The sequence below is a fragment of the Galbibacter mesophilus genome (assembly GCF_023721415.1).
GTDB classification, from domain to species: Bacteria; Bacteroidota; Bacteroidia; order Flavobacteriales; family Flavobacteriaceae; genus Galbibacter; species Galbibacter mesophilus.
In genome coordinates this window covers 1,293,569-1,316,463 of the sequence record NZ_JAMQVC010000001.1, presented here as the reverse complement: position 1 = coordinate 1,316,463, position 22,895 = coordinate 1,293,569, and the positions used below count along the sequence as shown (strand labels likewise).

Here is a 22,895-nt window from a genome sequence, read left to right as displayed (position 1 = left end):
AACTACGCTCAAAAATTTAAGATAGTTTAAGAATCAGTCGTTTATCGGAAAGAAGAAAATTAAAATATAGAAAGAATTAACGAAGTCTTATTGTTAAAAGAAAAGGTTTCACCCACCGTTTTACCCAACAACAAACTTCCAATAGGTGATTGCGGGGAAATGCAATAAACGGTATCATCATTCACTTGTACAGCACCCAAAGAGACCGCAATGTAATAAACAGCACCATCGGTTTCTACCAAACTGCCCACACGTATATACTTGTTGTTTTCTTCGGAAGGGATTGCATGATTGATTTTGGAAAAATTCTGAAGCAAGGTTTCAACCTCTAGCAAACGTTGCCCAGCTTTTTCGCGTTCCAACTGAAGCATAGCCCTGCCCGTTTCATGCTTATCCCCTGCACTACTTTTAGTTTCCGATGCAAATGCCTCTTCTATGGCAGCGATGGACTTTTGAACTTGGTAAAGACGTTCATTCAAAAGGCCTTCACATTTTTCTATTAGTTGTTTTTTTATTGAGTGCATATTAATCCTTTAAATTAAACACCCCAAAATAACCCATTTGCTGTACAATCCAATTCTTTCGGGTTTGGATATAGCCGGAAGCTGGGGCCGCTTTTAAACGCAGCGGATTGGGAAGAATAGCCGCAATGGCAGCGGCTTCCTGCTTAGAAAGATTCACCGCACTTTTACGAAACCAATACTGGGAAGCGGCTTCTGCACCGTAAACGCCATTACCCATTTCTATACTGTTAAGATACACCTCAAGAATGCGCTCTTTACTCCAAAACAATTCGATTAAAAATGTGAAATAGACTTCAAAACCTTTTCGCAACCAACTTCTACCTGGCCATAGAAAAACATTTTTCGCGGTCTGTTGGGAAATCGTGCTGGCTCCACGCAGTTTCTTTCCTTTTTTGTTGGTTTCCATTACCTTTTCAATCGCCTCGATATCAAAACCATTGTGTTGTAAAAATTTCTGATCTTCGCTACAGATAACGGCCAACTGTAAATTCTTGGATATTTTATCAATAGAAACCCAGTCGTGTTTCCAAGTTATATCTTTCCCTTCCTGTTTTTGCTGTACCGACCTAATAACCATAAGCGGTGTTACTGGAACGGGCACCCACTTATAAAGCAATACAAATCCGATAGTTATAACTAAAAACCAGACAACAAGCTTACCAATAAATCGGAAGAGTTTTTTCAACATAGATTACTACAGGATAAGTTTAAAAAATTCAATCTCTAAATGGATTGCCTTGTAAAAATAAACAACCCGCATCAATTGAGAATGATACGGGTTGAAATATTTATAAACCTGAGTTTAAATAGCAATAAAGATTTATTCTTCCTCTGGTTTTGGCTTCATTTTAAAATCTTCCATAAACTTGGTGGTGTAATTACCAGAAACATAATCCGGTTCATCCATCAACTGTCTGTGGAATGGAATGGTCGTTTTAATACCTTCAATTACAAATTCATCTAAAGCACGCTTCATTTTGTTGATAGCCTCTTCACGCGTTTGTGCAGTGGTAATCAACTTAGCGATCATAGAATCGTAATTTGGCGGAATAATGTAACCGCTATAAACATGTGTATCCAGACGCACTCCATGACCTCCTGGCGCATGCAGCGTAGTAATTCTACCTGGCGATGGCCTAAAATCATTGTATGGGTCTTCCGCGTTAATTCTACATTCAATAGAATGCAATTTTGGGAAGTAATTTTTTCCTGAAATTGGCACTCCGGCCGCAACCAATATTTGCTCACGAATTAAGTCGTAGTCAATTACCTGTTCGGTAATCGGGTGCTCCACCTGAATACGCGTATTCATTTCCATGAAATAGAAATTTCTATGCTTATCTACTAAGAACTCAACCGTACCTGCTCCTTCATATTTTATGAACTCGGCAGCCTTTACCGCGGCTTTCCCCATTTGGTCCCTCAATTCATCGGTCATAAATGGCGAAGGAGTCTCCTCGGTTAATTTTTGGTGACGTCTTTGTACGGAACAATCCCTTTCAGAAAGGTGGCATGCTTTCCCAAATTGATCACCTACCACTTGAATTTCAATATGGCGAGGTTCCTCAATAAGCTTTTCCATGTACATTCCGTCGTTACTAAAAGACGCAGCCGCTTCTTGCTTGGCACTTTCAAAAGCTTTTTGAAGGTTTTCTTCTTTCCAAACGGCACGCATCCCTTTACCACCCCCACCAGCAGTTGCCTTAAGCATTACTGGATAGCCCATTTCCTTAGCGACCTGTTTTGCATGGTCGATAGATTTCAACAAGCCGTCGGAACCTGGAACGGTAGGTACGTTTGCAGCCTTCATGGTAGCTTTAGCTGTGGCCTTATCCCCCATTTTTTCAATCATATCGGGACCGGCACCAATAAATTTTATACCGTGTTCCTTACAAATTCTTGAAAAGTTGGCGTTTTCTGAGAGGAATCCGTAACCTGGGTGAATAGCATCAGCATTGGTGATTTCTGCTGCAGCAATAATATTAGCTATTTTAAGATAGGAATCTTTACTGGGCGCTGGCCCAATACAAACAGCTTCATCTGCAAACCTCACGTGCAAACTCTCTTCGTCTGCCTTGGAGTATACAGCCACTGTTTTGATACCCATCTCTTTACAGGTTCTAATAACACGAAGTGCTATTTCCCCTCTATTTGCGATCAATATTTTTTTAAACATCCCTGAAATTTTAAATTTTGAACTCCCAAAAGGAGCTTACTTCAATTTTACAATTTGCCCTTCAAAATTTCTATGATGGATCTACCAAAAATAAAGGTTGATCAAATTCTACAGGAGAAGATTCATCAACCAATACTTTTACAATCTTACCGGAAACCTCAGATTCAATTTCATTGAACAATTTCATGGCCTCAATAATACATAACACATCGCCCTTTCCAATAGAATCACCAACTTCCACAAAATTTGGCTTGTCTGGTGATGGCTTTCTGTAGAAAGTTCCAATGATAGGCGACTTAACAGTTATGTATTTGCTATCGTCTTCACCCGAAGATGCTGCCGCAGGTGCTTTTTCCGCCTCTGCTTGTGGGGCTGCTGCAGGTTGTGCAGGAGCTCCTTGCTGTGGCAACGCTTGGTTTACAGGAATTTGTTGAACATAGGTTGTAGTCTCTCCTTTTTTGTCCTCAGATCCTGTCTTAATTGTAATTTTTACGTCCTCCATTTCAAGCTTTACTTCACTTGCTCCAGATTTCGCCACGAATTTGATTAAACTTTGAATCTCTTTTAAATCCATGATTGAGTTTTATTAGTGTTTGTTTCGTTGTTATGAGTTATAAGCCCACTTTAAATAAATGGAACCCCAAGTAAATCCACCACCAAATGCAGCAAATACCAAGTTATCGCCTTTTTTTAATTGCTTTTCGTAATCGTTAAGTAGCAAAGGTAGTGTTGCAGAGGTGGTATTTCCATATTTCTGAATATTAACCATTACTTTTGAAGGTTCAAGTTCTACGCGATTAGCGGTAGCATCAATAATTCTTTTATTTGCTTGATGCGGAACCAACCACTGAACATCTTCTTTTGTAAGGTTATTCCGTGTCATTATTTTTTCGGCAACATCTGCCATGTTGGATACGGCAAACTTAAAAACTGTTTTTCCATCCTGAAAAACATAATGTTGTTTGTTCTTTACTGTTTCTTCTGATGCTGGCAAAACTGAACCACCAGCTTCAATTTTCAAGAAATCCCTTCCAACACCATCACTTCGCAAGTATTCGTCCTGCAAACCTAATCCTTCTTCATTAGGTTCAAAAAGAACGGCACCTGCTCCATCTCCAAAAATAATACACGTAGTTCTATCTGTATAATCGATGATAGAAGACATTTTATCTGCTCCTACCAATAATATTTTTTTGTAACGTCCGGATTCTATATAACTGGAAGCTGTAGACATTCCATATAAAAAACTGGAACAAGCCGCTTGTAGGTCGTAAGCGAATGCATTAACGGCTCCAATCTCAGAAGCCACGTACGCAGCTGTTGCCGCAACAGGTAAATCGGGGGTAGCCGTAGCTACAATTACCATATCTATTTCTTCTGGTCGCGCCCCGCTTTTTTTCAGCAAGTCTTCTGCGGCCTTAATAGCTAAGTAAGAGGTTCCTTTACCTTCTTCCTTTAAAATATGCCTTTGTTTAATACCTGTTCTGGAGGTAATCCACTCATCATTGGTGTCTACCATGGTTTCCAGTATTTGGTTGGTAAGTACATACTCGGGCACATATGCTCCTACAGCTGTAATAGCTGCTTTAAGTCTATTCATAATTCGCTTTGTTTTTTTCAAAAACGGGCAAAATTCGATGAAAATTAAGTGAAATTACTAATTTTTATTCGAATAGTGGTGCAAAATAGGGTGTTTTTGATTTATAGAAAAATTTTAAATAAAAAAACTCCCACTTCATGTGAGAGTTTTAACTTTTCAACTAAAATTTCGCCTTAAGCTACTTCTTCTGTTGTGTTATCTATAAGAACCTGACCTCTGTAGTAAAGTTTACCTTCGTGCCAGTGCGCTCTGTGATACACATGCGCTTCCCCAGTAGTAGGATCTTTAGCGATTTGAGGAGTCGTAGCTTTGTAATGCGTTCTTCTCTTATCTCTTCTAGTGCTAGACTGTCTTCTTTTAGGATGTGCCATTTTTCAATCTTATTTATTGTCCGTTAATAGTTTTTTCAATTGATCCCACCTCGGATCTGTTTCTCCTTCGTTATTTTCTTTTACCTCTTTTGGCTGAAACGCCTCCAGTTTCTCTAATACCTCCGTTGACAAAGTACCGTCTTTCACCCCTGGGTGCACCCTTTTGTTGGGCACAGAAAGCACTATCATTTCATAAATGTATTGTGCTACATTTATTTGATATTCCCCATGAGGAAGAATGAGAACTTCTTCATTCTCATCGTTGTACTCATCTCCAAATTTCACCAACAGATGAAGCTTTCCTTTAATTTTTTGGTCATAAGGTTCATTGGACAAGTCGCAATAAACATTCACAAACCCCTTACAGGTAAAGGTCAACTCCAACATATTGCTTTTTTTGTCTAAAATGAGGTCAACGTGCACGTCGGCATCATTATACTCATCAAACTCAAAAGCATCAAAGAACTCTTTTTTAATTTCAAAGTCGAACTGGTGTTTTCCTTGTTTTAATCCTACAAACGGGATATCAAACTCCTTAAACTTCTTCATTGTAAACATCAGTTTTAAAAGCCTATACCTCAAGTATAAGGCGGGTGCAAAGATATAAATTTTTATTTAGGATAATAATGTTATTAACTTTTTTTTGTTTATAACGTTTATTTCCTGATTATGCCATGTAATTCCCTAAATGGAAGCGTCTTGAAAGCCCTAAATTTTCAGCAAATCATCCATTATCTCTCTTTTACAATAATCTATTTTTATTCAAAAACAAAGATAATTAACCGCAACTATTCTTTACCTTTAATCCTATAAATATATCTGAAAAAGAATGGACATTCTTCTGCTAACCTTCGGGTTCGTCTGTATCATTGTTGGAATATTCGGTAGTGTGTTGCCTGTTCTACCGGGAGCCCCCATTAGCTGGATTGGATTATTGCTTCTTTACCTTACAGAAGCCGTACCTACCAATTGGTGGATGCTAATAATTACACTCATTGTTGCCATTGGGATTGTTGTTGTAGATTATATAATTCCCATTGCCGGCACCAAACGTTTTGGAGGGAGCAAAGCAGGTGTGATTGGTACCACGGTTGGCTTGGTTATTTCCATCATTTTCCCTGTACTTGGTTTGTTCGGAATTATAATTTGGCCTTTTGTGGGCGCATTTGTTGGTGAAATTATTAATAAAGCAGATAGTAAAACCGCCTTAAGAGCAGCTTTTGGTTCTTTTTTAGGATTTTTAACTGGAACTTTTTTAAAATTGATAGTCGCCATAATTTTTCTTGTGATTTTTATAGCGAAGGCTTGGGAATATAAAAACGATTTATTTTAATCCATTAAAATTCGCACCTATTCCGAACTGCATCGTTTTATTTTTTTGAATGAAAAAGATTACTTATTTTAGTGTAAATCATCTATTTTAAATAAAATTTGAGGACTGTAATTTTTTATTACCCTCAACTATTAAAAAAAACCTATATTTAGCAGCTGATTTTTTTAATTATAGCCCTAACAATTACCTTACATGAATCACAAAATAGACCTAGCGTGCATTATAGATGACGATAAGCTCTATGTTAAGATGCTTTCTCGTTTATTGGACATAAAAAAGCTTTGCAAAGAATTTTTGGTATTCGAAAACGGAAGCGAAGCCTATTCCTATTTTAAAGGGGTTTTTGAACAGCCTGAGAAAGAAAAACTTCCGCAGGTAATCTTACTAGACCTCAATATGCCAGTTATGGATGGATGGCAGTTTTTAGAGGAATTCGTAAAAATAAAGTGCGAACTAAACCACCCCATAACCTTATATGTGGTAAGCTCATCCATAAATCCCGAGGATATTGAAAGAGCAAAAGCTTTTGAAGAAGTTTCGGATTATTGGGTGAAACCAATTTCCCTAGGCGAACTCGAAGAAATGTTCGAAAAAGTATAATGAATGAACAAAACTGAACTTCGTTTACAGTATAAAAATAAACGTTCTTTACTCACTCCAAGCAATATTGAAGATTTTAGTATTGCCATTGCCAACCAACTTTTACCACTCCCAATTTGGGACAAAACATATTTTCATCTATTTCTTAGCATTGAAAAACAAAAAGAAATAGACACTTCTTACATTTTAAGTATTCTTCAAGGCAAGGACAAAGAGGTTGTTATTTCCAAAAGTAATTTTGAAACAGGAGAACTGATAAATTATCTCCTAACAGACAACACCAAAATTAAAGTTAACCCATACGGCATTCCAGAGCCTGTAGATGGTATTGAAATTCCTAATAAAAAGATTGAAGTCGTTTTCATCCCACTGCTAGCTTACGACAAACAAGGTAACCGAATTGGCTACGGAAAAGGATTCTACGATAGGTTTTTAGCTTCTTGCAACAAGAATGTAATTAAAATCGGACTATCATTTTTTCCTCCTGAAGAAAAAATTGAAGATGTATCTATACAAGATATCGCATTGGATTTCTGTGTAACTCCAGAAAAGATTATAAAGTTCTAGAACAAATTATCGCTTTTTTGCCATAACTCCTGGATCTTTTGGAAACGCTTTTTTATTGAACACCAATAAAATTCCTACACCAATACTTATAGCTGAATCTGCGATATTAAAAACAGGCTCAAAAAACCTAAAGTTATTTCCGCCCCAAATAGGGAACCACTCTGGCAACGTAGTGTCAATCATTGGGAAATGAAGCATATCTACCACTTTTCCATGAAACAGTGTTCCATAAGGCTCTTCAGAAAATAATGTAGCTACTTGCCCATAGCTATCGTTAAAAATGACCCCATAAAAAACGGAATCAATAATATTTCCCAACGCTCCGGAAAAAATCAGGGCAATCGCTAAAACTAGCGTGGGGGTTGCGTTTTTACGAATGGAATCGTACAACCAATAAGCAATACCGCAAATGGCAAACAACCTGAAAACAGTTAGAATAAGTTTTCCAACCTCATCAGAAACCACTGGAATGATATCACTTATCTTCGTTCCCCAAGCAGCACCTTCATTTTCAATAAACAGAATTTTAAACCAACTGAAAACTTCTACATATTCACCGAGTACAAAGTTTGTTTTTACGTAAATTTTGGAAATTTGGTCTATCAATAGAACCAATATTATAATGAAGGTTGCTTTTTTTAATGACATCTTTTAAATAATCGTCTATTTCAGCTTACGCTGATTATCTATTTTTTAAGGCGGTAAAAATAAGGATATTATTCTGTTTTTTGAATGTAAATGTTTCCACTGATCGAATTTAATTCAAACCTACTGAACCCATTTCGCAAATTACCCTCCCGAAATACATTTCCGTATTTGGAAGTGGCATCGATGACACCTTCATCCTGCTTTACATAAATAGCGCCCGTTTGGGTCGTAGATTTTACAAGATTCGCTTCAACCGATTGTAATAGGTTTATTTCGAGTGGATAATTCCAGTAATTTATACTTTCCACGTGCTGAAATGCTGGTGTAATCTCCATAAACCACTACCTCTTTAAATTCTGGAACAGCGATATCCAAATGAACAGAAACAACTTTGTGCGCACTCAACTTATCATTAATATCATGAAATGCTGGCGCACGCTCTACACCAATATAAAGTGTTGTTCCTTCTTTTTTTACTGAATTTATATACTTTTCCTGATATTCTCCTTCCATTTGGGTATCCAAGAAAACCTGACTCCCTTTGATAGTGGATAACGAAACACCAAAAAGATTTGAAGCGTCTAGGACAATTTTTGAAACACTGGTAACGTCTACAGATTTCTCAACTGATTTTTGTCCTATTACCCAACCTCCTTGCAACATCGTCAAAATAATCAACAGGTATTTCATTTTCAAATGCGGTGTAAAAACAAAAAACGCCCTACAACAGAGCGTTTTTTATTCTATTATTTACAACTATTATTAAGACTGCATATTTTTTGCTTCAATACTTAATGTAGCGTGCGGTACTAATTTTAGACGATCCTTGTTGATAAGCTTACCGGTTACCCTACAAATGCCGTATGTTTTGTTTTCAATACGCACCAAAGCATTCTTTAAATCACGAATAAATTTTTCCTGACGCAAAGCAAGTTGCGTGTTCGCTTCCCTACTCATGGTCTCCGAACCTTCTTCAAAAGCCTTAAATGTAGGCGATGTGTCGTCAGTTCCATTATTCCCATCGTTTTTATAAGAACTCTTTAAAAGTTCCAAATCTTGATAGGCTTTTTCCATTTTAGCTTCTATAAGCTCTCTAAATTCTGCTAAGTCTTTATCTGAATATCTAACTTTAATGTCTGTTTCCATTGTACTAATGTTTTTGAATGATTAATTTGGTGTTCACCTCATCAAAGGCAATTTCCGTACCATTGTTGAGCGTTTCCTCGAAATCAAGCTCTGCTGTTAGGGTTTCCGCTTTAATATATTCCAAATTGTTCTTAACAGCCTTTTCTAGAAACCCATCCTTCTGCAGCTTCACATCGATTTTATCAGTCACATCAAAACCAGAATCCTTACGGAGGTTTTGAATACGGTTTACCAACTCTCTCGCTACGCCTTCGTTTCGCAAATCATCGGTAATGGTAACATCTAGTGCTACCGTGATTGGCCCTGAACTGGCTACCAACCACCCCTCTATATCTTGTGATGAAATCTCCACTTCATCGATCCCTAAAGTACTATTTTTCCCGTTAATTTCAATAGCAATCTCACCATCCTTTTCTATTTTCTGAATTTCAGGTTGACCAAATTTCGCTATTTCACTGACAATCAGCTTCATATCTTTTCCGAAACGTGGGCCTAAAACTTTAAAATTAGGCTTTATTTGCTTGACTAATAGTCCTGAAGCATCATCAATTAATTCAATTTCTTTTACGTTTACCTCTGATTTTATTAATGCTTCAACTGCCTGAATTTCCTCTTTCTGAGACTCGTCAAGCACCGGAATCATTACCCTTTGCAAAGGTTGACGCACTTTAATCATTTCTTTCTTCCGAAGCGACAACACTAAAGAGGAAACTATCTGCGCCTTCTCCATTCTTCCCTCTAACAACTTATCAACAAAGTTTTCTACAAATTCAGGGAAATCTGCCAAGTGCACACTCTCGAATTTCTCCTTACCTGTGGCAGCTATCAAGTCTTTGTACAACTGATCCATATAAAAAGGAGCCACGGGTGCGCCTAACTTTGCAACTGTTAAAAGGCAAGTATATAACGTTTGGTAGGCAGAAATCTTATCTTTTTCATAATCTCCTTTCCAAAAACGTCTTCTGCATAAACGTACGTACCAGTTACTTAAATTCTCCTGAACAAAGTCAGATATAGCACGTGTTGCTTTTGTTGGCTCGTAATCAGCATAGGCCTCATCTACTTTTTTGATGAGTGTGTTTAATTCTGAAAGAATCCATCGATCTATTTCTGGTCGCTCTTCTAACGGAATATCATCTTCCGCATAAGTAAAGTTATCAATATTGGCATATAAACTGAAAAACGAATAAGTATTGTAAAGTGTTCCGAAGAATTTTCTACGCACCTCAGCAATCCCTTCCAAATCAAACTTTAAGTTATCCCAAGGATTGGCGTTGGAAATCATGTACCAACGGGTAGCATCTGGACCGTATTCTTTTAACGTTTCAAAAGGATCAACAGCATTTCCTAGACGCTTAGACATTTTTTGTCCGTTTTTATCCAAAACAAGACCATTTGAAACCACGTTTTTATAGGCAACCGAATCGAAAACCATCGTCCCGATAGCGTGTAAGGTATAAAACCAGCCCCTTGTTTGATCCACACCTTCAGCGATATAATCCGCAGGATACGCCTGTCCATCGTCAATCTTCGGGAGGGCTTCAAAAGGGTAATGCCATTGCGCGTAAGGCATGGAACCAGAGTCGAACCATACGTCAATAAGGTCGGCTTCTCTTTTCATCGGTTTTCCGGAAGGAGAAACCAATGTAATTTTATCGACCACATTTTTATGAAGATCAACTTTGTCGTAGTTCTCTTCACTCATATTCCCTACTTCAAAACCTTCAAAAATATCAGCATCCATAAAACCGGCAGCTACCGATTTTTCCATCTCATCTTTCAACTCTTCAATAGAACCAATAACGATCTCCTCTTTGCCATCTTCGGTACGCCAAATTGGTAAAGGGATTCCCCAGAAACGGGACCGCGATAAATTCCAGTCATTGGCATTTTGCAACCAATTTCCAAAACGGCCTTCGCCTGTTGCCTTTGGTTTCCAATTGATAGTTTTATTAAGTTCGTACATGCGCTCTTTTACCTCGGTAACTTTAATAAACCAAGAATCGAGCGGGTAGTACAGAACAGGTTTGTCCGTTCTCCAACAATGTGGATAACTATGGACGTATTTTTCAACCTTAAAGGCTTTATTTTCTTCTTTCAATTTGATGGCAATCTCTACATCGACCGATTTCTCAGGCGCTTCACCATCAGTATAATATTCGTTTTTAACGTATTTTCCGCCTATTTCCGGAAGTTCCGCTCTAAAACGTCCTTGTAAATCTACCAAAGGTACCGGATTTCCATTAAGGTCAAGCACCAACATAGGCGGCACTTCTGGCGTAGCTTCTTTGGCCACCTTGGCATCGTCCGCACCAAAAGTCGGAGCCGTATGTACAATACCTGTACCGTCTTCCGTAGTAACAAAATCACCGCTGATTACCCTAAAAGCGTTTTCCGGATTTTGATACGGCAAAGCATAAGTAAGCAATTGCTCATACTCCGCTCCAACCATATCGGCACCTTTTCCTTCAGCAATAACTTGGAATGGAATTTTTTTAGCTCCGGCTTCATACTTACCAAAATCTTCGTCGGTTGCTTCGAAGTATTTTCCAGAAAACTGTTTTTTCAATAAAGGTTTTGCCACCACAACATTTACAGGCTCGTGGGTATATTGATTAAATGTTTTTACCAACACATAATCAATTTTAGGCCCAACCGTTAGCGCTGTGTTCGACGGAAGCGTCCACGGTGTGGTTGTCCAAGCCAAGAAATGAATAGTTCCAAATCCTTTTAAAAATTCCGGTAAAGTTTCATCTTTCGCTTTGAACTGCGCCACTATTGTAGTGTCGGTAACATCTTGATACGCTCCGGGTTGGTTAACTTCATGGGAACTTAACCCTGTACCCGCTTTAGGAGAATATGGCTGAATGGTGTATCCTTTGTACATTAAATCCTTGTCATAGATCTGCTTTAGCAGCCACCAAACGCTTTCCATATATTTTGGTTTGTAGGTAATGTATGGATCGTCCATATCTACCCAATAACCAATCTTGCGCGTCATATCGTTCCAAATATCGGTATAACGCATTACCGCTTTTTTACAAGCTTCGTTATAATCTTCTACGGAAATTTTAGTACCAATGTCTTCTTTGGTGATTCCCAATTCTTTCTCAACACCCAATTCTACAGGTAAGCCGTGGGTATCCCACCCAGCTTTTCTTTTTACCTGATATCCTTTTTGAGTTTTATATCGACAGAAAATATCTTTAATAGCGCGTGCCATTACATGGTGGATTCCTGGCAAACCATTGGCCGAAGGAGGCCCCTCGAAAAAAACGAACGGTTCTTTCCCTTCTCTTGTTGAAATACTTTTTTCAAAAATAGCCTGCTCTTCCCAAAACTTCAGTACTTCTTCTGCCGTTTTAGGCAAATCCAATCCTTTATATTCTGTAAACTTCATTTATATCTAATCGGTTAACCTTCTTAATTCGCTTTTACAAAAAACGTGTAAACATAAACCCTTTGAGGGATTAAAGTTGGCAAAATTACTAAATTCCAGTGAATTGACATACCTCATAATAATTAAAAGCGCCGCAATAAAACAGATTTCACCGCAATATAATGGTAATATAAGGTAAGCTTTACACTTACACTATTTTAACACACTGTTCGGCAAAAGATTCAAGACTGCTTTACTACATGAAAAAAGAAGAGATTTCATGTGGCGATAAGATTTTTAATCATGAATAGCTTTAATCTTTATCTAGACTAGAGCATACATTTCTTCGGAAGAAAAAGGAGAAATCAGCCAAATACCTGCTGAAGTATTTCAAGTGATCTCGGCTTTTTAAAATCGTTTAAATGAAGTTGATAAAAACGAATCAAATGATTTAATAAAGCGGCTCTCGTTTGTCTATTCATCTTAACTTCTTTTGAAGCATCAAAATCTGCATTTAAAAGCTGCTTAAAAGCCAATAAGGGTGCTCCTTCCATGACTTCATTGTAAAGTGTTGGCACAAATTCGCCTTCAGTTAAATCAAAATAAGGAAGATTAATATTGGAATCATCGGGGTAAAAACCCAAGTATTGTGTGAGCTGCACTAAAAACGAAATATGAAAATTGGCTATTTCTTCCGACCTATCCAACCAATCAAAAGAATAGCTAAGAAAATTAAAAAGCGGCTTATTCTCTTCCTCCTCCTGAAGCGAAACCACCAACATTTCTGATAAGAACAAGGCCATGGAGCTTTTAAGTACATCGGTTTGCAAAGTTTCGTAAGAAGTTGTCAATTTAACATCCCTCAAACTCTCCAAAGTACCTTTGTTTTTATGGTTGGCAACTACTTCCAGTTGCGTTAACGGCTGAAAGTATCCTTTCTTAATTTTTCCTTTTTTAGATGCAAGCACTCCTTTTAGCATATAGGATTTCACTCCATCACTCTCACTGAACAGACGTACAATTAAACTTGTATCCCCGTACCTTAGAGCAGATAATACTATGGCTTTGGTTGTTACAATCATAAATTGCTCTAGTTTAAATTTGTGCTTATGAATATTGTTGTTGTGAATTTGTATAATATCCTTTCATTTCTTTTGCTCGCCCAAAAGAAACGAAACAAAGAAAAGGGCGCCTTATCCAAGGAATTTTTTCGACCATTAAGTCGAAAAACCGTAATCAAAACTCCGCGTCGCTCCGTGCCTACGCTCCTGTTTTCGGAGCTTTTGATTACTATTCTGGGGATAAGGAGTTTTTTAGTAGCTAATTTCAATGCTATTTTAAACCAGAGCTTCATAAATTAACAATATATGTGCTAAAACTTTTCAAACAAAATCAGAATCAAAAAGTCAATATGACTATTATTTATAAATATTTACTATTTTGCAAAAGTTTTCGCCGTATTTTTCAGAATACATTATAAATTACGGCGATATTTCGAGCAATCTAAAATACGAATAACCAAAACTACACTAAACGATGGAAGAAAACATAAACAAGCAAAAATTATTTATTGGCTCCTGCATAGCCTTGGTGGTAACCTCAATGACATTTGCAATTAGGGCAAAACTGGAATTGGTTTTTGGCCCAGATGGCGTTGGACTTAATTTAGAACAAATAGGAACTGCCTTTGCGCCTGCATTTTGGGGCTTTACCCTTGCCATGATTTTCGGGGGGCCACTGGTAGACCGACTGGGAATTAAGAAAATTGCTTGGATTGCTTTTATAACGCACGCTATTGGTATTACTCTAACTATTTTGGCCTACGATATGAATTCGCTTTTTATCGCAACACTTTTTGTAGGAATCGGAAATGGAATGGTGGAAGCGGCGTTCAATCCTATGGTAGCCTCTATGTTTCCAAACAAAAAGACCAAAATGCTTAACCGATTTCACGTTTGGTTCCCTGGAGGTATCGTTATCGGTGCTTTAATGGGATGGCTCGTTATGGATGTAATGGGACTAGGATGGCAGATTATGGTAGGTCTACTTTATGTTCCTTTAATTATTTACGGACTTATCTTTTGGGGTAAAAAATTTCCTGTTACCGAAAGGGTACAAATGGGGGTTTCTTTCGGAGATATGGTTAAGAATTTAGGAAAACCACTTTTTATATTTATGGTAATCTGCATGTTAATGACTGCCGCTTCTGAACTTGGAACCACACAACGCATAGAATCTCTATTACATAACTCAGTCGCTTATCCGCTATTGGTTTTAGCCTTTATAAACGGGATTATGGCTCTTGGTCGTGCTTTTGCTGGACAAGTAATCCATAAATTACAACCGGCAGGTATGTTGTTGTTTTCAGCCATTTTTACCTTTATCGGCCTTTGGCTTTTGACAATTACATCAGACGGATTTACTTTTGTTGCTGCAGGGGTATTCGCTATTGGCGTAACTTTCTTCTGGCCGACCATGATTGGATTTGTTGCTGAATACCTTCCTGAAACGGGAGCGCTAGGCCTTTCGGTTATGGGAGGTGCCGGAATGTTATCTGTATCTTTAGTATTGCCAATAATGGGGCGCTTAATGGATACCGCTAATGCTACGGAAGCTTTGCGAACCATGTCCATATTACCAGCAATATTGATTGTCGCCTTTCTTGGACTGAATATTTACATGCGTAAAAAATACAAAACACCTCTAGTGCAGGGCGATTAAATTGATAATGTCTTTTAAAAAATGAAAACACCCCAAGAAATTTGAAATTTCTTGGGGTGTTTTAGTATGCTTTGGGTTATTTTAAACTACACCCTGCGCCAACATTGCATCGGCTACTTTTACGAAACCTGCAATATTTGCACCACGAACGTAATTTATATATCCATCTTCGTCTTCACCGTGCTCAATACAAGCATTATGAATACTCTTCATGATTCCTTTTAATTTATCATCCACTTCTTCTCTTGTCCAGCTGTAACGAAGTGAGTTCTGTGCCATTTCCAATCCGGATGTTGCAACACCTCCAGCATTGGAAGCCTTTCCTGGTGCGAACAATATTTTTGCTTCATGGAAAACAGCAATTGCTCCAGGTGTACAAGGCATATTCGCTCCTTCACTTACACAAATACAACCATTATCTACTAATTCCTTAGCATTGTCTTTATCCAATTCGTTTTGTGTCGCACAAGGTAATGCTATATCACACGGAATGTGCCATGGAGTTTTGCCATCAAAATATTCAGCATTTGGATATTTTTCAAGGTATTCTGAAATTCTACCACGCTTTTCATTTTTAATATGCATTACGTGCTTTAATTTCTCCTCATCAATTCCTTCCTTATCGTAAATAGTTCCAGAAGAATCTGACAGGGTTACCACTTTAGCACCTAATTGCGTAGCTTTTTCAGTAGCATATTGCGCTACGTTTCCAGAACCGGAAACGGTAACTACTTTACCATTGAAACTATCGCCTTTGCGCTCCAACATGTTTTGCGCGAAATACACATTTCCATATCCAGTAGCTTCAGGACGAATTAACGACCCTCCCCAAGAAAGTCCTTTTCCTGTTAGAACCCCAGTGAATTCATTTTTTATTTTTCGGTACATTCCGAAAAGCAAACCAATTTCACGGCTACCTACACCAATATCCCCTGCAGGAACATCGGTATTCGGACCAATATGACGGAAGAGTTCTGACATGAAACTATGGCAAAAACGCATAATTTCATCATCTGATTTTCCTTTCGGATCAAAATCCGATCCTCCTTTACCACCTCCCATTGGAAGCGTTGTTAAACTGTTTTTAAAGACTTGCTCGAAAGCCAAGAACTTTAGAATACTCATATTAACTGTCGGGTGGAAACGAAGTCCGCCCTTATAAGGCCCAATTACAGAGCTCATTTGGATTCGGTATCCTCGGTTCACGTGTATCTCTCCTTTATCGTCTACCCATGGCACACGAAACATGATAGCGCGTTCTGGCTCTACCATCCGGAGTAATATATTTTTACCATTGTAAATTTCGTGCTGTGCGATGTACGGAAGTACGGTTTCTGCTACCTCTTGTACAGCTTGAAGAAATTCTGGTTCATGAGCATTACGAAGTTTAACTTCGTCCATAAATGCTTCAATTTTTTGCTCCATTGCGTTCATAAAAAATGGATTATGGTTTTAGTAATTTAAAAGCAAAATTATAACTTTTATTGAAAAATTAAGGGTCTATTTTTAATAAATCGTAAATTTCAAACGTTTTCGCTATCCGATGGCTTGCTCGAGATCTTCAATAAGATCATTCTCATCTTCAATACCAACACTTAAACGGATTAATGCGTCTACAACGCCTGTTTTTTCCCGTTCTTCTTTCGGGATGGAAGCATGGGTCATACTAGCCGGATGCCCCGCCAAGGATTCCACACCGCCCAAGGATTCTGCCAACGTAAAAACCTTCAAATTTTCAACAATTCTAATAGCCTCTTGGTAATTATTTCCTTTGGTTACAAAAGAAATCATCCCTCCAAAATCCTTCATTTGTTTTTTTGCTACATCATGATTGGGATGCGAATCGAATCCTGGCCAATATACTTTTTCAATCTTAGGGTGATTCGCTAAATATTTCGCGACAGCTGAACCGTTTTCACAATGCCGCTGCATTCGAATGTGTAAGGTTTTAATTCCGCGCAACACCAAAAAACTATCCATTGGCCCCGCAACGGCACCACTGGCATTTTGAATAAAATAAAGTCTCTCGGCAAGTTTTTTATCTTTTACCACTAAAGCACCCATTACAACATCACTGTGTCCGCCCAAATATTTAGTGGCTGAATGCATGACCAAATCGGCTCCTAAATCCAACGGCTGCTGCAAGTAAGGCGTAGCAAACGTATTATCCACCCCGAGCAAAATATCATGTTCTTTAGCAATTTCAGCTACCGCTTCAATATCTATAATATTCATCATTGGGTTGGTAGGCGTTTCTATCCAAATGAGCTTGGTGTTTTCATTTATCGCATTCTCTATATTAGAGACATCTTCCATATTTACAAAATGGAATTTGATACCAAAATCAATAAATATTTTACTAAACAAACGATAGCTTCCGCCATACAAGTCATTGGTAGAAACTACTTCATCACCAGGCTTCAACAATTTAATAACCGCGTCGATAGCTGCAAGTCCGCTTGCAAATGCCATTCCGTAGTTACCGTTCTCAATGCTCGCCAAACTATTTTCCAAAGCCGTACGCGTTGGGTTGCCACTTCGGGAATATTCATATCCTTGGTGTCCTCCAGGCGTGGTCTGGGCATAGGTAGAAGTTTGGTAAATGGGCGGCATTACTGAGCCGTATGCTTTGTCGGGTTTTTGACCCCCGTGTATGGTCTTGGAATTAAACCGTAATGTTTTATCGCTCATAATTATCTGTTCTGAAAATAAATGCGTTCCTATCAAAATTATCATTTACTTTTGGGGTTTACAAAGAACAGCGTACCTTTATTCTTTATTTAACTACTTCGGGGCAGCCCATGAGGTATTCAAATAAAATATTGTTTAACTCATTTCGACGCAGAACGTCGGCGAACAACCCTCAATGAGGGATTTAACAGCAATTTTATATGAAGCGTTTATCAGCCGTTTGTTTTTTATCTCTATTCTTCTTTTCCGCTTGTGACACGACAGAACACACAACCTTTGTGATTAAAGATATTCCTACGGATGATTGTAAGGAATGTCCAAAAGTAATTATTGAGATGCCCCAAGCGCAGCCAGAGAATGAGGTAGCTTCAAAAATTAATGATAAAATCGAAGAATTCGTCATTAAGACCTTAAACTATTCCGAAGAAAATACAGCTGACTCTTTATCTTCCGCAATAGAAATCTTCCGAAGTGAATACACAAAACTAAAAGAAAGGTTCCCAGAGGAAATTATTCCGTGGGAAGCGACCATAAGAGGAGAGGTTTCTTTTCAAAATGAACATTTCGCTTCCATAAAAGTAGATAGTTACATTTTTACCGGCGGTGCCCATGGCTACGGAAGTGTAAATTATTTAAATTTTGATATTTCAAACGGAACCCACTTAAACGCGGAAGAGCTGTTAACTGACAAAAAGGCTTTCCTTTCTTTTGCTGAAAAGACTTTTCGCGAAAAAGAAGACATCGCAGCCGACGCCAACATTAACAGTACCGGCTTTATGTTTGAAAGCGACCGTTTTCACTTGCCAAACAGCATTGGGTTTGACGAAAAAGGAATTATTTTGGTATACAATCCTTACGAAATTGCAGCCTATGCAGACGGACTCACAAAAATTGAAATTCCTTTTGAAGAGGCTAAAGCTTTTATAAAACCTAAATGGCTCGAAGCAACGACAGAATAGAGCCGTTGTGCAATCCTTCATGATAATTGTTGTAGGCAATAGCATCTTCAATAGAGCTTATAGTTACTCCGGCACTGGTAGTGTAGCTATTAAAGCTTTGACCCGGTTTGTAGTCATTTTTGATGCGCTCTACGTTTTTCATTAATTCTACTTTAAAGGCTTCAAATTCTTTTAAGGAAACCGGTTTAGAAGGGTCTGGTGCAGTTCCTTTTCTGTAACTATTTACTACTTCATCCAAAACGTACATTTCTTTTCCTGCTAGTTTATAACATAAAAGCTGCTGCGTAACCACTAAATGGATTACATTCCAGGCAATATTGTTGTTAAACCCTTTTGGGATTTTATTTAATTGCGCTTCCGTTAAACCTTCCGTTAATCTTAAAACGGCCTCCCTGCTTTTTTGCAGGATTTCGAATTGATATGCTATCATAATTATTTCTTATCCTCCCGTAAAATTACCAATTAAAACTCGAAATCGACTTTAAATTTGCAGAACAAAACAGAGAAGCGCTTGAATGTTATAAAACCTTACAAACGCCTTTTTAAGTAAGTTAATAACGCTAACTTTGCATTTAAAATTTCTGAAAATGCAAAAAATCTACCATCTTAGTACATGCGACACTTGTAAACGAATCATCAACGAATTGGAACTTCCTTCCAACTTTGATTCCCAAGATATTAAAACAGCGTCCATTACGGAAACTCAGCTGGAAGAAATGAAGGAACTTTCGGGGTCTTACGAATCCCTTTTCAGTAAAAGAGCACGACTTTACAAAGAGCGTGACTTAAAAAATAAAAATCTTACAGAAAACGATTATAAAAATCTAATCCTTGAACACTATACCTTTCTAAAACGACCTGTAATTATTAATAACGGGGAAATTTTCGTTGGCAATAGCAAAAAAACAGTGGAAAACGCAAAGAAAGCCATTCATGGATAAAAGAATTCTAGCACTGTTGGCTGCTTTTGGGGCTAGTCTTATTTACGGAATAAATCACACCGTTGCCAAAGATGTTATGCCTACATACATTCAGCCATTCGGTTTTATTATGTTGCGCGTAACGGGAGCCACTTTTTTATTTTGGCTGATAAGCATTTGGGGACCCAAAGAAAAGATAGATACCAAGGATTGGCCCCGGCTTATTGTGTGTTCCATGTTTGGAATGATGATAAACATGCTTGCATTTTTTAAAGGGCTTAGTTTATCCACCCCCATTAACAGTTCGGTAATCGTTACTATTACCCCCATTATTGTATTTGTACTTTCGGCTGTGTTAATTAAAGAACGAATTACTTTTATACGGACGTTGGGCGTTTTACTGGGCTTTGCCGGCGCTTTGGGATTAGTACTTTTTGGAGAACAAACACAACAGAACGCTCCCAACATTGCCTTGGGAAATTTGCTTTTTATGATTAACGCCACTTCTTACGGTGTTTATCTTGTTTTAGTAAAACCCTTGGTGGCTAAATACCATTCGTTTACCATTATGAAATGGGTATTCCTAATCGGGATTGTTATTAATTTTCCTTTTACTTTTTCTGAATTTAAAGCCGTAGAGTGGACAACTTTACCATTTGATGCCATTTGGCGAATGACTTTTGTAGTGGTAGGAACCACTTTTTCTACGTATCTGCTGAATATTTATGCGCTTAAACAATTAAAAGCATCAACAATTGGGGCCTTCGTTTACTTGCAACCGCTTATTGGAATACTATTTGCCGTGGCCGTGGGTGCCGACAAGCTAAATTTCGTTAGAGTTGTTGCCGGATTATTGGTTTTTCTAGGTGTCTATTTGGTAACCAAAACCAAAAAAGAAGTCACCGTTGCCAAAAGAACCAACGTTTCATGATGGTGTCTGGTTTCGTTGAAAGGCTCTGAAGTCGGGAGTCGGAAGTCAGGAGTTAGGAGTTAGGAGTTAGGAGTTAGGAGTTAGGAGTTTAAAAAATTTAAACGTAGTCTATTCAACAATTAAACAATAACAAAAAATAACATTTAACTTATCCTAGCCTTATCTTTATAGGCAAAACGAATACTATGGATAACAAAACTGCACTTATAACTGGCGCGACGAGTGGAATAGGAAAAGCAACTGCTCAACTTTTTGCTGAAAATGGTATTAATCTTGTTCTCTGCGGAAGAAGAAAAGAACGTTTGGAAACGCTTCAAAATGAACTTTCAGAAAAAGTAAAAGTGCATATCGCATCATTTGATGTTCGCAACAAAACAGAAGTTTTTAATGCAATTGAAGCAATCCCTTCAGCATTTAAAAAAATAGACATTCTCATTAACAACGCCGGAAACGCCCATGGCTTGTCGCCTATCGACAAAGGGGCCATCGACGATTGGGATGCCATGATAGACGGCAACGTGAAAGGATTGCTCTATGTATCCAAAGCGATTATTCCCGGTATGGTGGAACGTAAATCCGGACATATAATCAATATCGGGTCCACCGCTGGAAAAGAAGTGTATCCCGGCGGAAATGTTTATTGCGCGAGCAAACACGCTGTAGATGCTATCAATCAAGGAATGCGTATCGATTTGCACGCTCACGGCATTCGGGTAGGTGCCGTAAATCCAGGCTTGGTAGAAACCGAATTTAGTCAAGTACGCTTAAAGGGAGATACCGAAAAAGCAGGAGCGGTGTACGAAGGATTCACCCCGCTTTCCCCGCAGGATGTAGCGGAGATTATACATTTTACCGTTACCCGCCCACCCCATGTAAATATTGCCGACCTAATAGTTATGCCTACCGACCAAGCCAGCAGCACAATAGTAAATAAGAACGCATAGAACTTTACCCTAAACTCTTTTTCATTTCAGTTGTACTCTTTATCTTTAGAGTGAATAATTTCGTTGCAGATGAGGCAATTAGGTTGAAAATGTTAATTCCTATTGCCATGGCCTATTTGGTAGGCATGTGACGGAGCAACTTGTCTGACGGCAGTCAGGTGTGAGTAAATTCCATTTAGTGGATCAATTTAAATTCAATGATTAATAAACGTTTGTTGGTAAAAAACCTCCTCGCCCATAACGACGAGAATAGTTTTTATGATAAAAAGCGGTTTATAAACATTGGCGACAAGGAGGGGAAAGCTAAATTTATAAAACACATCTGCGCCTTAGCAAACTCCAACCCCAATAACAATGCTTTTATAGTGGTGGGTGTGGAAGATGAGGACAACAAAATTGTTGGAGTAGATTTTTTTGATGATAGCAAAATACAAAACCTTGTAAATGCATACATCGATAACGCTCCGCTGGTTTCCTACGAAAATATTTACTTTCCGCAATTACCGGCTGGAAAAGTGGTTGGTTTGGTCACCATTCGGTCTACCGGAAAATTGGCTGCCCTTAGAAAAAACATTTGGAAATATTGGGGCGGTAGCGTGTTTTTTAGGGATGGCAGCATTAGCATGCCGAAAGTATTTGATATTGAAATAAAAGATACGAACTCTGCCATTGTTGCTGAAATTGAACAACATGCCAAAAACAATATCGAACTTACACTGGATGGGGTTATCAACTTTATAAATGAAACCCACGCCGACCTTGAGTCGAACTACAAGGTTTTTAAAGAACAATTTGTGGTTTGCTGGGCAGGCAATGTTAAAAAGGTAGATGACAAAGTTTATTACTCCCGTGTAGATATTGAATTGATTAATGAACAGGTAAAACTCTTTTATTCTGCCCTCGATGAAGTGGAAATTAAGTTTACGGAAAGCACTTTTGCGATAACGGAGTACATTCAATTGGGGTTGAGCAGTAACAAAAAGTTCTATCCGCTGGAAAAAGTAGAAATACAATTTAACGATAACGGTACGTACACCATAGACAGTACGCTGATATTTGAGCCTCCACAATACGACCGTAAAATGCTCTACCATATTTTTAATACCAACAACACCATTCTGGAAAAGTTAAAAAAAGGACTTCCACTGAGCAACCAAGACGAAAAAGACCTGAAAAACATCCCTGCCACACATCTTATTTGTTATTTGAACGGGTTTTCTGGAGCCAAACAAATGCTGGAAGATTACCGCTGGTTTGTAAAAGACCACAATAAAGAAGTCTATAATTCGCTAAAAGAAGCGTTACGGGTATTGAGGAAAGTACAGTATTCTTAGCCCTCATTGAGGGTTTTGTTTTACACTGAACCAACTCCTTCAAGGTTACGT

General features: G+C 38.2%; 24 protein-coding genes. 9 read left to right on the top strand and 15 right to left on the bottom strand.

Annotated features, from left to right (window positions below):
- Positions 1–59: 59 nt before the first annotated feature.
- The 7 genes from NDQ75_RS05710 to NDQ75_RS05680 form a co-directional block, all read right to left on the bottom strand.
- On the bottom strand, positions 60–524 hold the full coding sequence (locus NDQ75_RS05710; RefSeq protein WP_202028430.1) for a GreA/GreB family elongation factor: 465 nt from the start codon (positions 522–524) through the stop codon (positions 60–62).
- Between the two features lies 1 nt (position 525).
- Positions 526–1,212, bottom strand: a complete 687-nt coding sequence (gene mtgA, locus NDQ75_RS05705; protein ID WP_202028429.1) for a monofunctional biosynthetic peptidoglycan transglycosylase — start codon at positions 1,210–1,212, stop codon at positions 526–528.
- 132 nt (positions 1,213–1,344) lie between these two features.
- On the bottom strand, positions 1,345–2,700 hold the full coding sequence (gene accC, locus NDQ75_RS05700) for an acetyl-CoA carboxylase biotin carboxylase subunit (protein ID WP_202028428.1): 1,356 nt from the start codon (positions 2,698–2,700) through the stop codon (positions 1,345–1,347).
- Positions 2,701–2,770: 70 nt separating this feature from the next.
- Positions 2,771–3,274 (bottom strand): acetyl-CoA carboxylase biotin carboxyl carrier protein, encoded by a 504-nt coding sequence (gene accB, locus NDQ75_RS05695; RefSeq protein ID WP_202028427.1) that lies wholly within the window; start codon positions 3,272–3,274, stop codon positions 2,771–2,773.
- A gap of 30 nt (positions 3,275–3,304) precedes the next feature.
- On the bottom strand, positions 3,305–4,300 hold the full coding sequence (locus NDQ75_RS05690) for a beta-ketoacyl-ACP synthase III (RefSeq protein ID WP_202028426.1): 996 nt from the start codon (positions 4,298–4,300) through the stop codon (positions 3,305–3,307).
- Positions 4,301–4,473: 173 nt separating this feature from the next.
- On the bottom strand, positions 4,474–4,671 hold the full coding sequence (rpmF, locus tag NDQ75_RS05685; RefSeq protein WP_202028425.1) for a 50S ribosomal protein L32: 198 nt from the start codon (positions 4,669–4,671) through the stop codon (positions 4,474–4,476).
- Positions 4,672–4,680: 9 nt separating this feature from the next.
- Complete coding sequence (locus NDQ75_RS05680; RefSeq protein ID WP_202028424.1) at positions 4,681–5,220, bottom strand: YceD family protein; 540 nt, start codon at positions 5,218–5,220, stop codon at positions 4,681–4,683.
- A 280-nt stretch (positions 5,221–5,500) separates the two neighbouring features.
- Between NDQ75_RS05680 and NDQ75_RS05675 the strand changes: the two genes are divergently transcribed.
- The 3 genes from NDQ75_RS05675 (at position 5,501) to NDQ75_RS05665 (ending at position 7,171) form a co-directional block, all read left to right on the top strand.
- Positions 5,501–6,004, top strand: a complete 504-nt coding sequence (locus tag NDQ75_RS05675; protein ID WP_202028423.1) for a DUF456 domain-containing protein — start codon at positions 5,501–5,503, stop codon at positions 6,002–6,004.
- A 192-nt stretch (positions 6,005–6,196) separates the two neighbouring features.
- Positions 6,197–6,604, top strand: a complete 408-nt coding sequence (locus tag NDQ75_RS05670; RefSeq protein ID WP_202028422.1) for a response regulator — start codon at positions 6,197–6,199, stop codon at positions 6,602–6,604.
- A 3-nt stretch (positions 6,605–6,607) separates the two neighbouring features.
- A complete protein-coding gene (locus NDQ75_RS05665; protein WP_202028421.1) occupies positions 6,608–7,171 on the top strand; it encodes a 5-formyltetrahydrofolate cyclo-ligase in 564 nt (187 codons plus the stop codon).
- 6 nt (positions 7,172–7,177) lie between these two features.
- On the opposite strand, the gene NDQ75_RS05660 is transcribed toward NDQ75_RS05665, so the two are convergent.
- The 5 genes from NDQ75_RS05660 to recO all read right to left on the bottom strand — a co-directional run bounded on the left by NDQ75_RS05660 (position 7,178) and on the right by recO (position 13,426).
- Positions 7,178–7,819 (bottom strand): lipoprotein signal peptidase, encoded by a 642-nt coding sequence (locus tag NDQ75_RS05660; protein WP_202028420.1) that lies wholly within the window; start codon positions 7,817–7,819, stop codon positions 7,178–7,180.
- 249 nt (positions 7,820–8,068) lie between these two features.
- The gene (locus tag NDQ75_RS05655; RefSeq protein ID WP_202028419.1) at positions 8,069–8,509 is read right to left on the bottom strand and encodes a hypothetical protein; all 441 of its coding nucleotides are present in this window, start codon (positions 8,507–8,509) and stop codon (positions 8,069–8,071) included.
- Positions 8,510–8,581: 72 nt separating this feature from the next.
- The gene (locus NDQ75_RS05650) at positions 8,582–8,965 is read right to left on the bottom strand and encodes a TraR/DksA family transcriptional regulator (RefSeq protein WP_202028418.1); all 384 of its coding nucleotides are present in this window, start codon (positions 8,963–8,965) and stop codon (positions 8,582–8,584) included.
- Positions 8,966–8,969: 4 nt separating this feature from the next.
- Complete coding sequence (gene ileS, locus NDQ75_RS05645) at positions 8,970–12,365, bottom strand: isoleucine--tRNA ligase (protein WP_202028417.1); 3,396 nt, start codon at positions 12,363–12,365, stop codon at positions 8,970–8,972.
- 344 nt (positions 12,366–12,709) lie between these two features.
- Positions 12,710–13,426 (bottom strand): DNA repair protein RecO, encoded by a 717-nt coding sequence (recO, locus tag NDQ75_RS05640; RefSeq protein ID WP_202028416.1) that lies wholly within the window; start codon positions 13,424–13,426, stop codon positions 12,710–12,712.
- A gap of 454 nt (positions 13,427–13,880) precedes the next feature.
- Here recO and NDQ75_RS05635 point away from each other — a divergent pair, with 454 nt between their 5' ends.
- Positions 13,881–15,065 carry an MFS transporter gene (locus tag NDQ75_RS05635; RefSeq protein WP_202028415.1) on the top strand — a complete coding sequence of 395 codons (1,185 nt, stop codon included), beginning with the start codon at positions 13,881–13,883 and terminating at the stop codon, positions 15,063–15,065.
- A gap of 81 nt (positions 15,066–15,146) precedes the next feature.
- On the opposite strand, the gene gdhA is transcribed toward NDQ75_RS05635, so the two are convergent.
- Together gdhA and NDQ75_RS05625 are read right to left on the bottom strand one after the other, a co-directional pair.
- Positions 15,147–16,490: an NADP-specific glutamate dehydrogenase gene (gene gdhA / locus NDQ75_RS05630; protein ID WP_202028700.1), complete on the bottom strand. Its 1,344-nt coding sequence runs from the start codon at positions 16,488–16,490 to the stop codon at positions 15,147–15,149.
- Positions 16,491–16,601: 111 nt separating this feature from the next.
- Positions 16,602–17,801, bottom strand: coding sequence for a cystathionine gamma-synthase (locus NDQ75_RS05625; protein ID WP_242513660.1), 1,200 nt, complete (start codon positions 17,799–17,801; stop codon positions 16,602–16,604).
- 155 nt (positions 17,802–17,956) lie between these two features.
- Between NDQ75_RS05625 and NDQ75_RS05620 the strand changes: the two genes are divergently transcribed.
- Complete coding sequence (locus tag NDQ75_RS05620; RefSeq protein WP_202028414.1) at positions 17,957–18,715, top strand: DUF3298 and DUF4163 domain-containing protein; 759 nt, start codon at positions 17,957–17,959, stop codon at positions 18,713–18,715.
- Here NDQ75_RS05620 and NDQ75_RS05615 read toward each other — a convergent pair.
- Positions 18,687–19,145 carry a DinB family protein gene (locus tag NDQ75_RS05615; RefSeq protein ID WP_202028413.1) on the bottom strand — a complete coding sequence of 153 codons (459 nt, stop codon included), beginning with the start codon at positions 19,143–19,145 and terminating at the stop codon, positions 18,687–18,689. The two genes, NDQ75_RS05620 and NDQ75_RS05615, sit on opposite strands and share 29 nt — an antisense overlap.
- Positions 19,146–19,302: 157 nt before the next feature.
- On the opposite strand from NDQ75_RS05615, the gene NDQ75_RS05610 reads away from it, so the two are divergent.
- The 4 genes from NDQ75_RS05610 to NDQ75_RS05595 all read left to right on the top strand — a co-directional run bounded on the left by NDQ75_RS05610 (position 19,303) and on the right by NDQ75_RS05595 (position 22,844).
- The gene (locus NDQ75_RS05610) at positions 19,303–19,656 is read left to right on the top strand and encodes an arsenate reductase family protein (RefSeq protein ID WP_202028412.1); all 354 of its coding nucleotides are present in this window, start codon (positions 19,303–19,305) and stop codon (positions 19,654–19,656) included.
- The gene (locus tag NDQ75_RS05605) at positions 19,649–20,566 is read left to right on the top strand and encodes a DMT family transporter (protein ID WP_202028411.1); all 918 of its coding nucleotides are present in this window, start codon (positions 19,649–19,651) and stop codon (positions 20,564–20,566) included. Before NDQ75_RS05610 ends, NDQ75_RS05605 begins: the two co-directional genes overlap by 8 nt.
- Positions 20,567–20,751: 185 nt before the next feature.
- Positions 20,752–21,510 carry an SDR family NAD(P)-dependent oxidoreductase gene (locus NDQ75_RS05600; protein WP_202028410.1) on the top strand — a complete coding sequence of 253 codons (759 nt, stop codon included), beginning with the start codon at positions 20,752–20,754 and terminating at the stop codon, positions 21,508–21,510.
- Between the two features lie 197 nt (positions 21,511–21,707).
- A complete protein-coding gene (locus tag NDQ75_RS05595) occupies positions 21,708–22,844 on the top strand; it encodes an ATP-binding protein (protein WP_202028409.1) in 1,137 nt (378 codons plus the stop codon).
- The last annotated feature ends 51 nt before the right edge of the window (positions 22,845–22,895 follow it).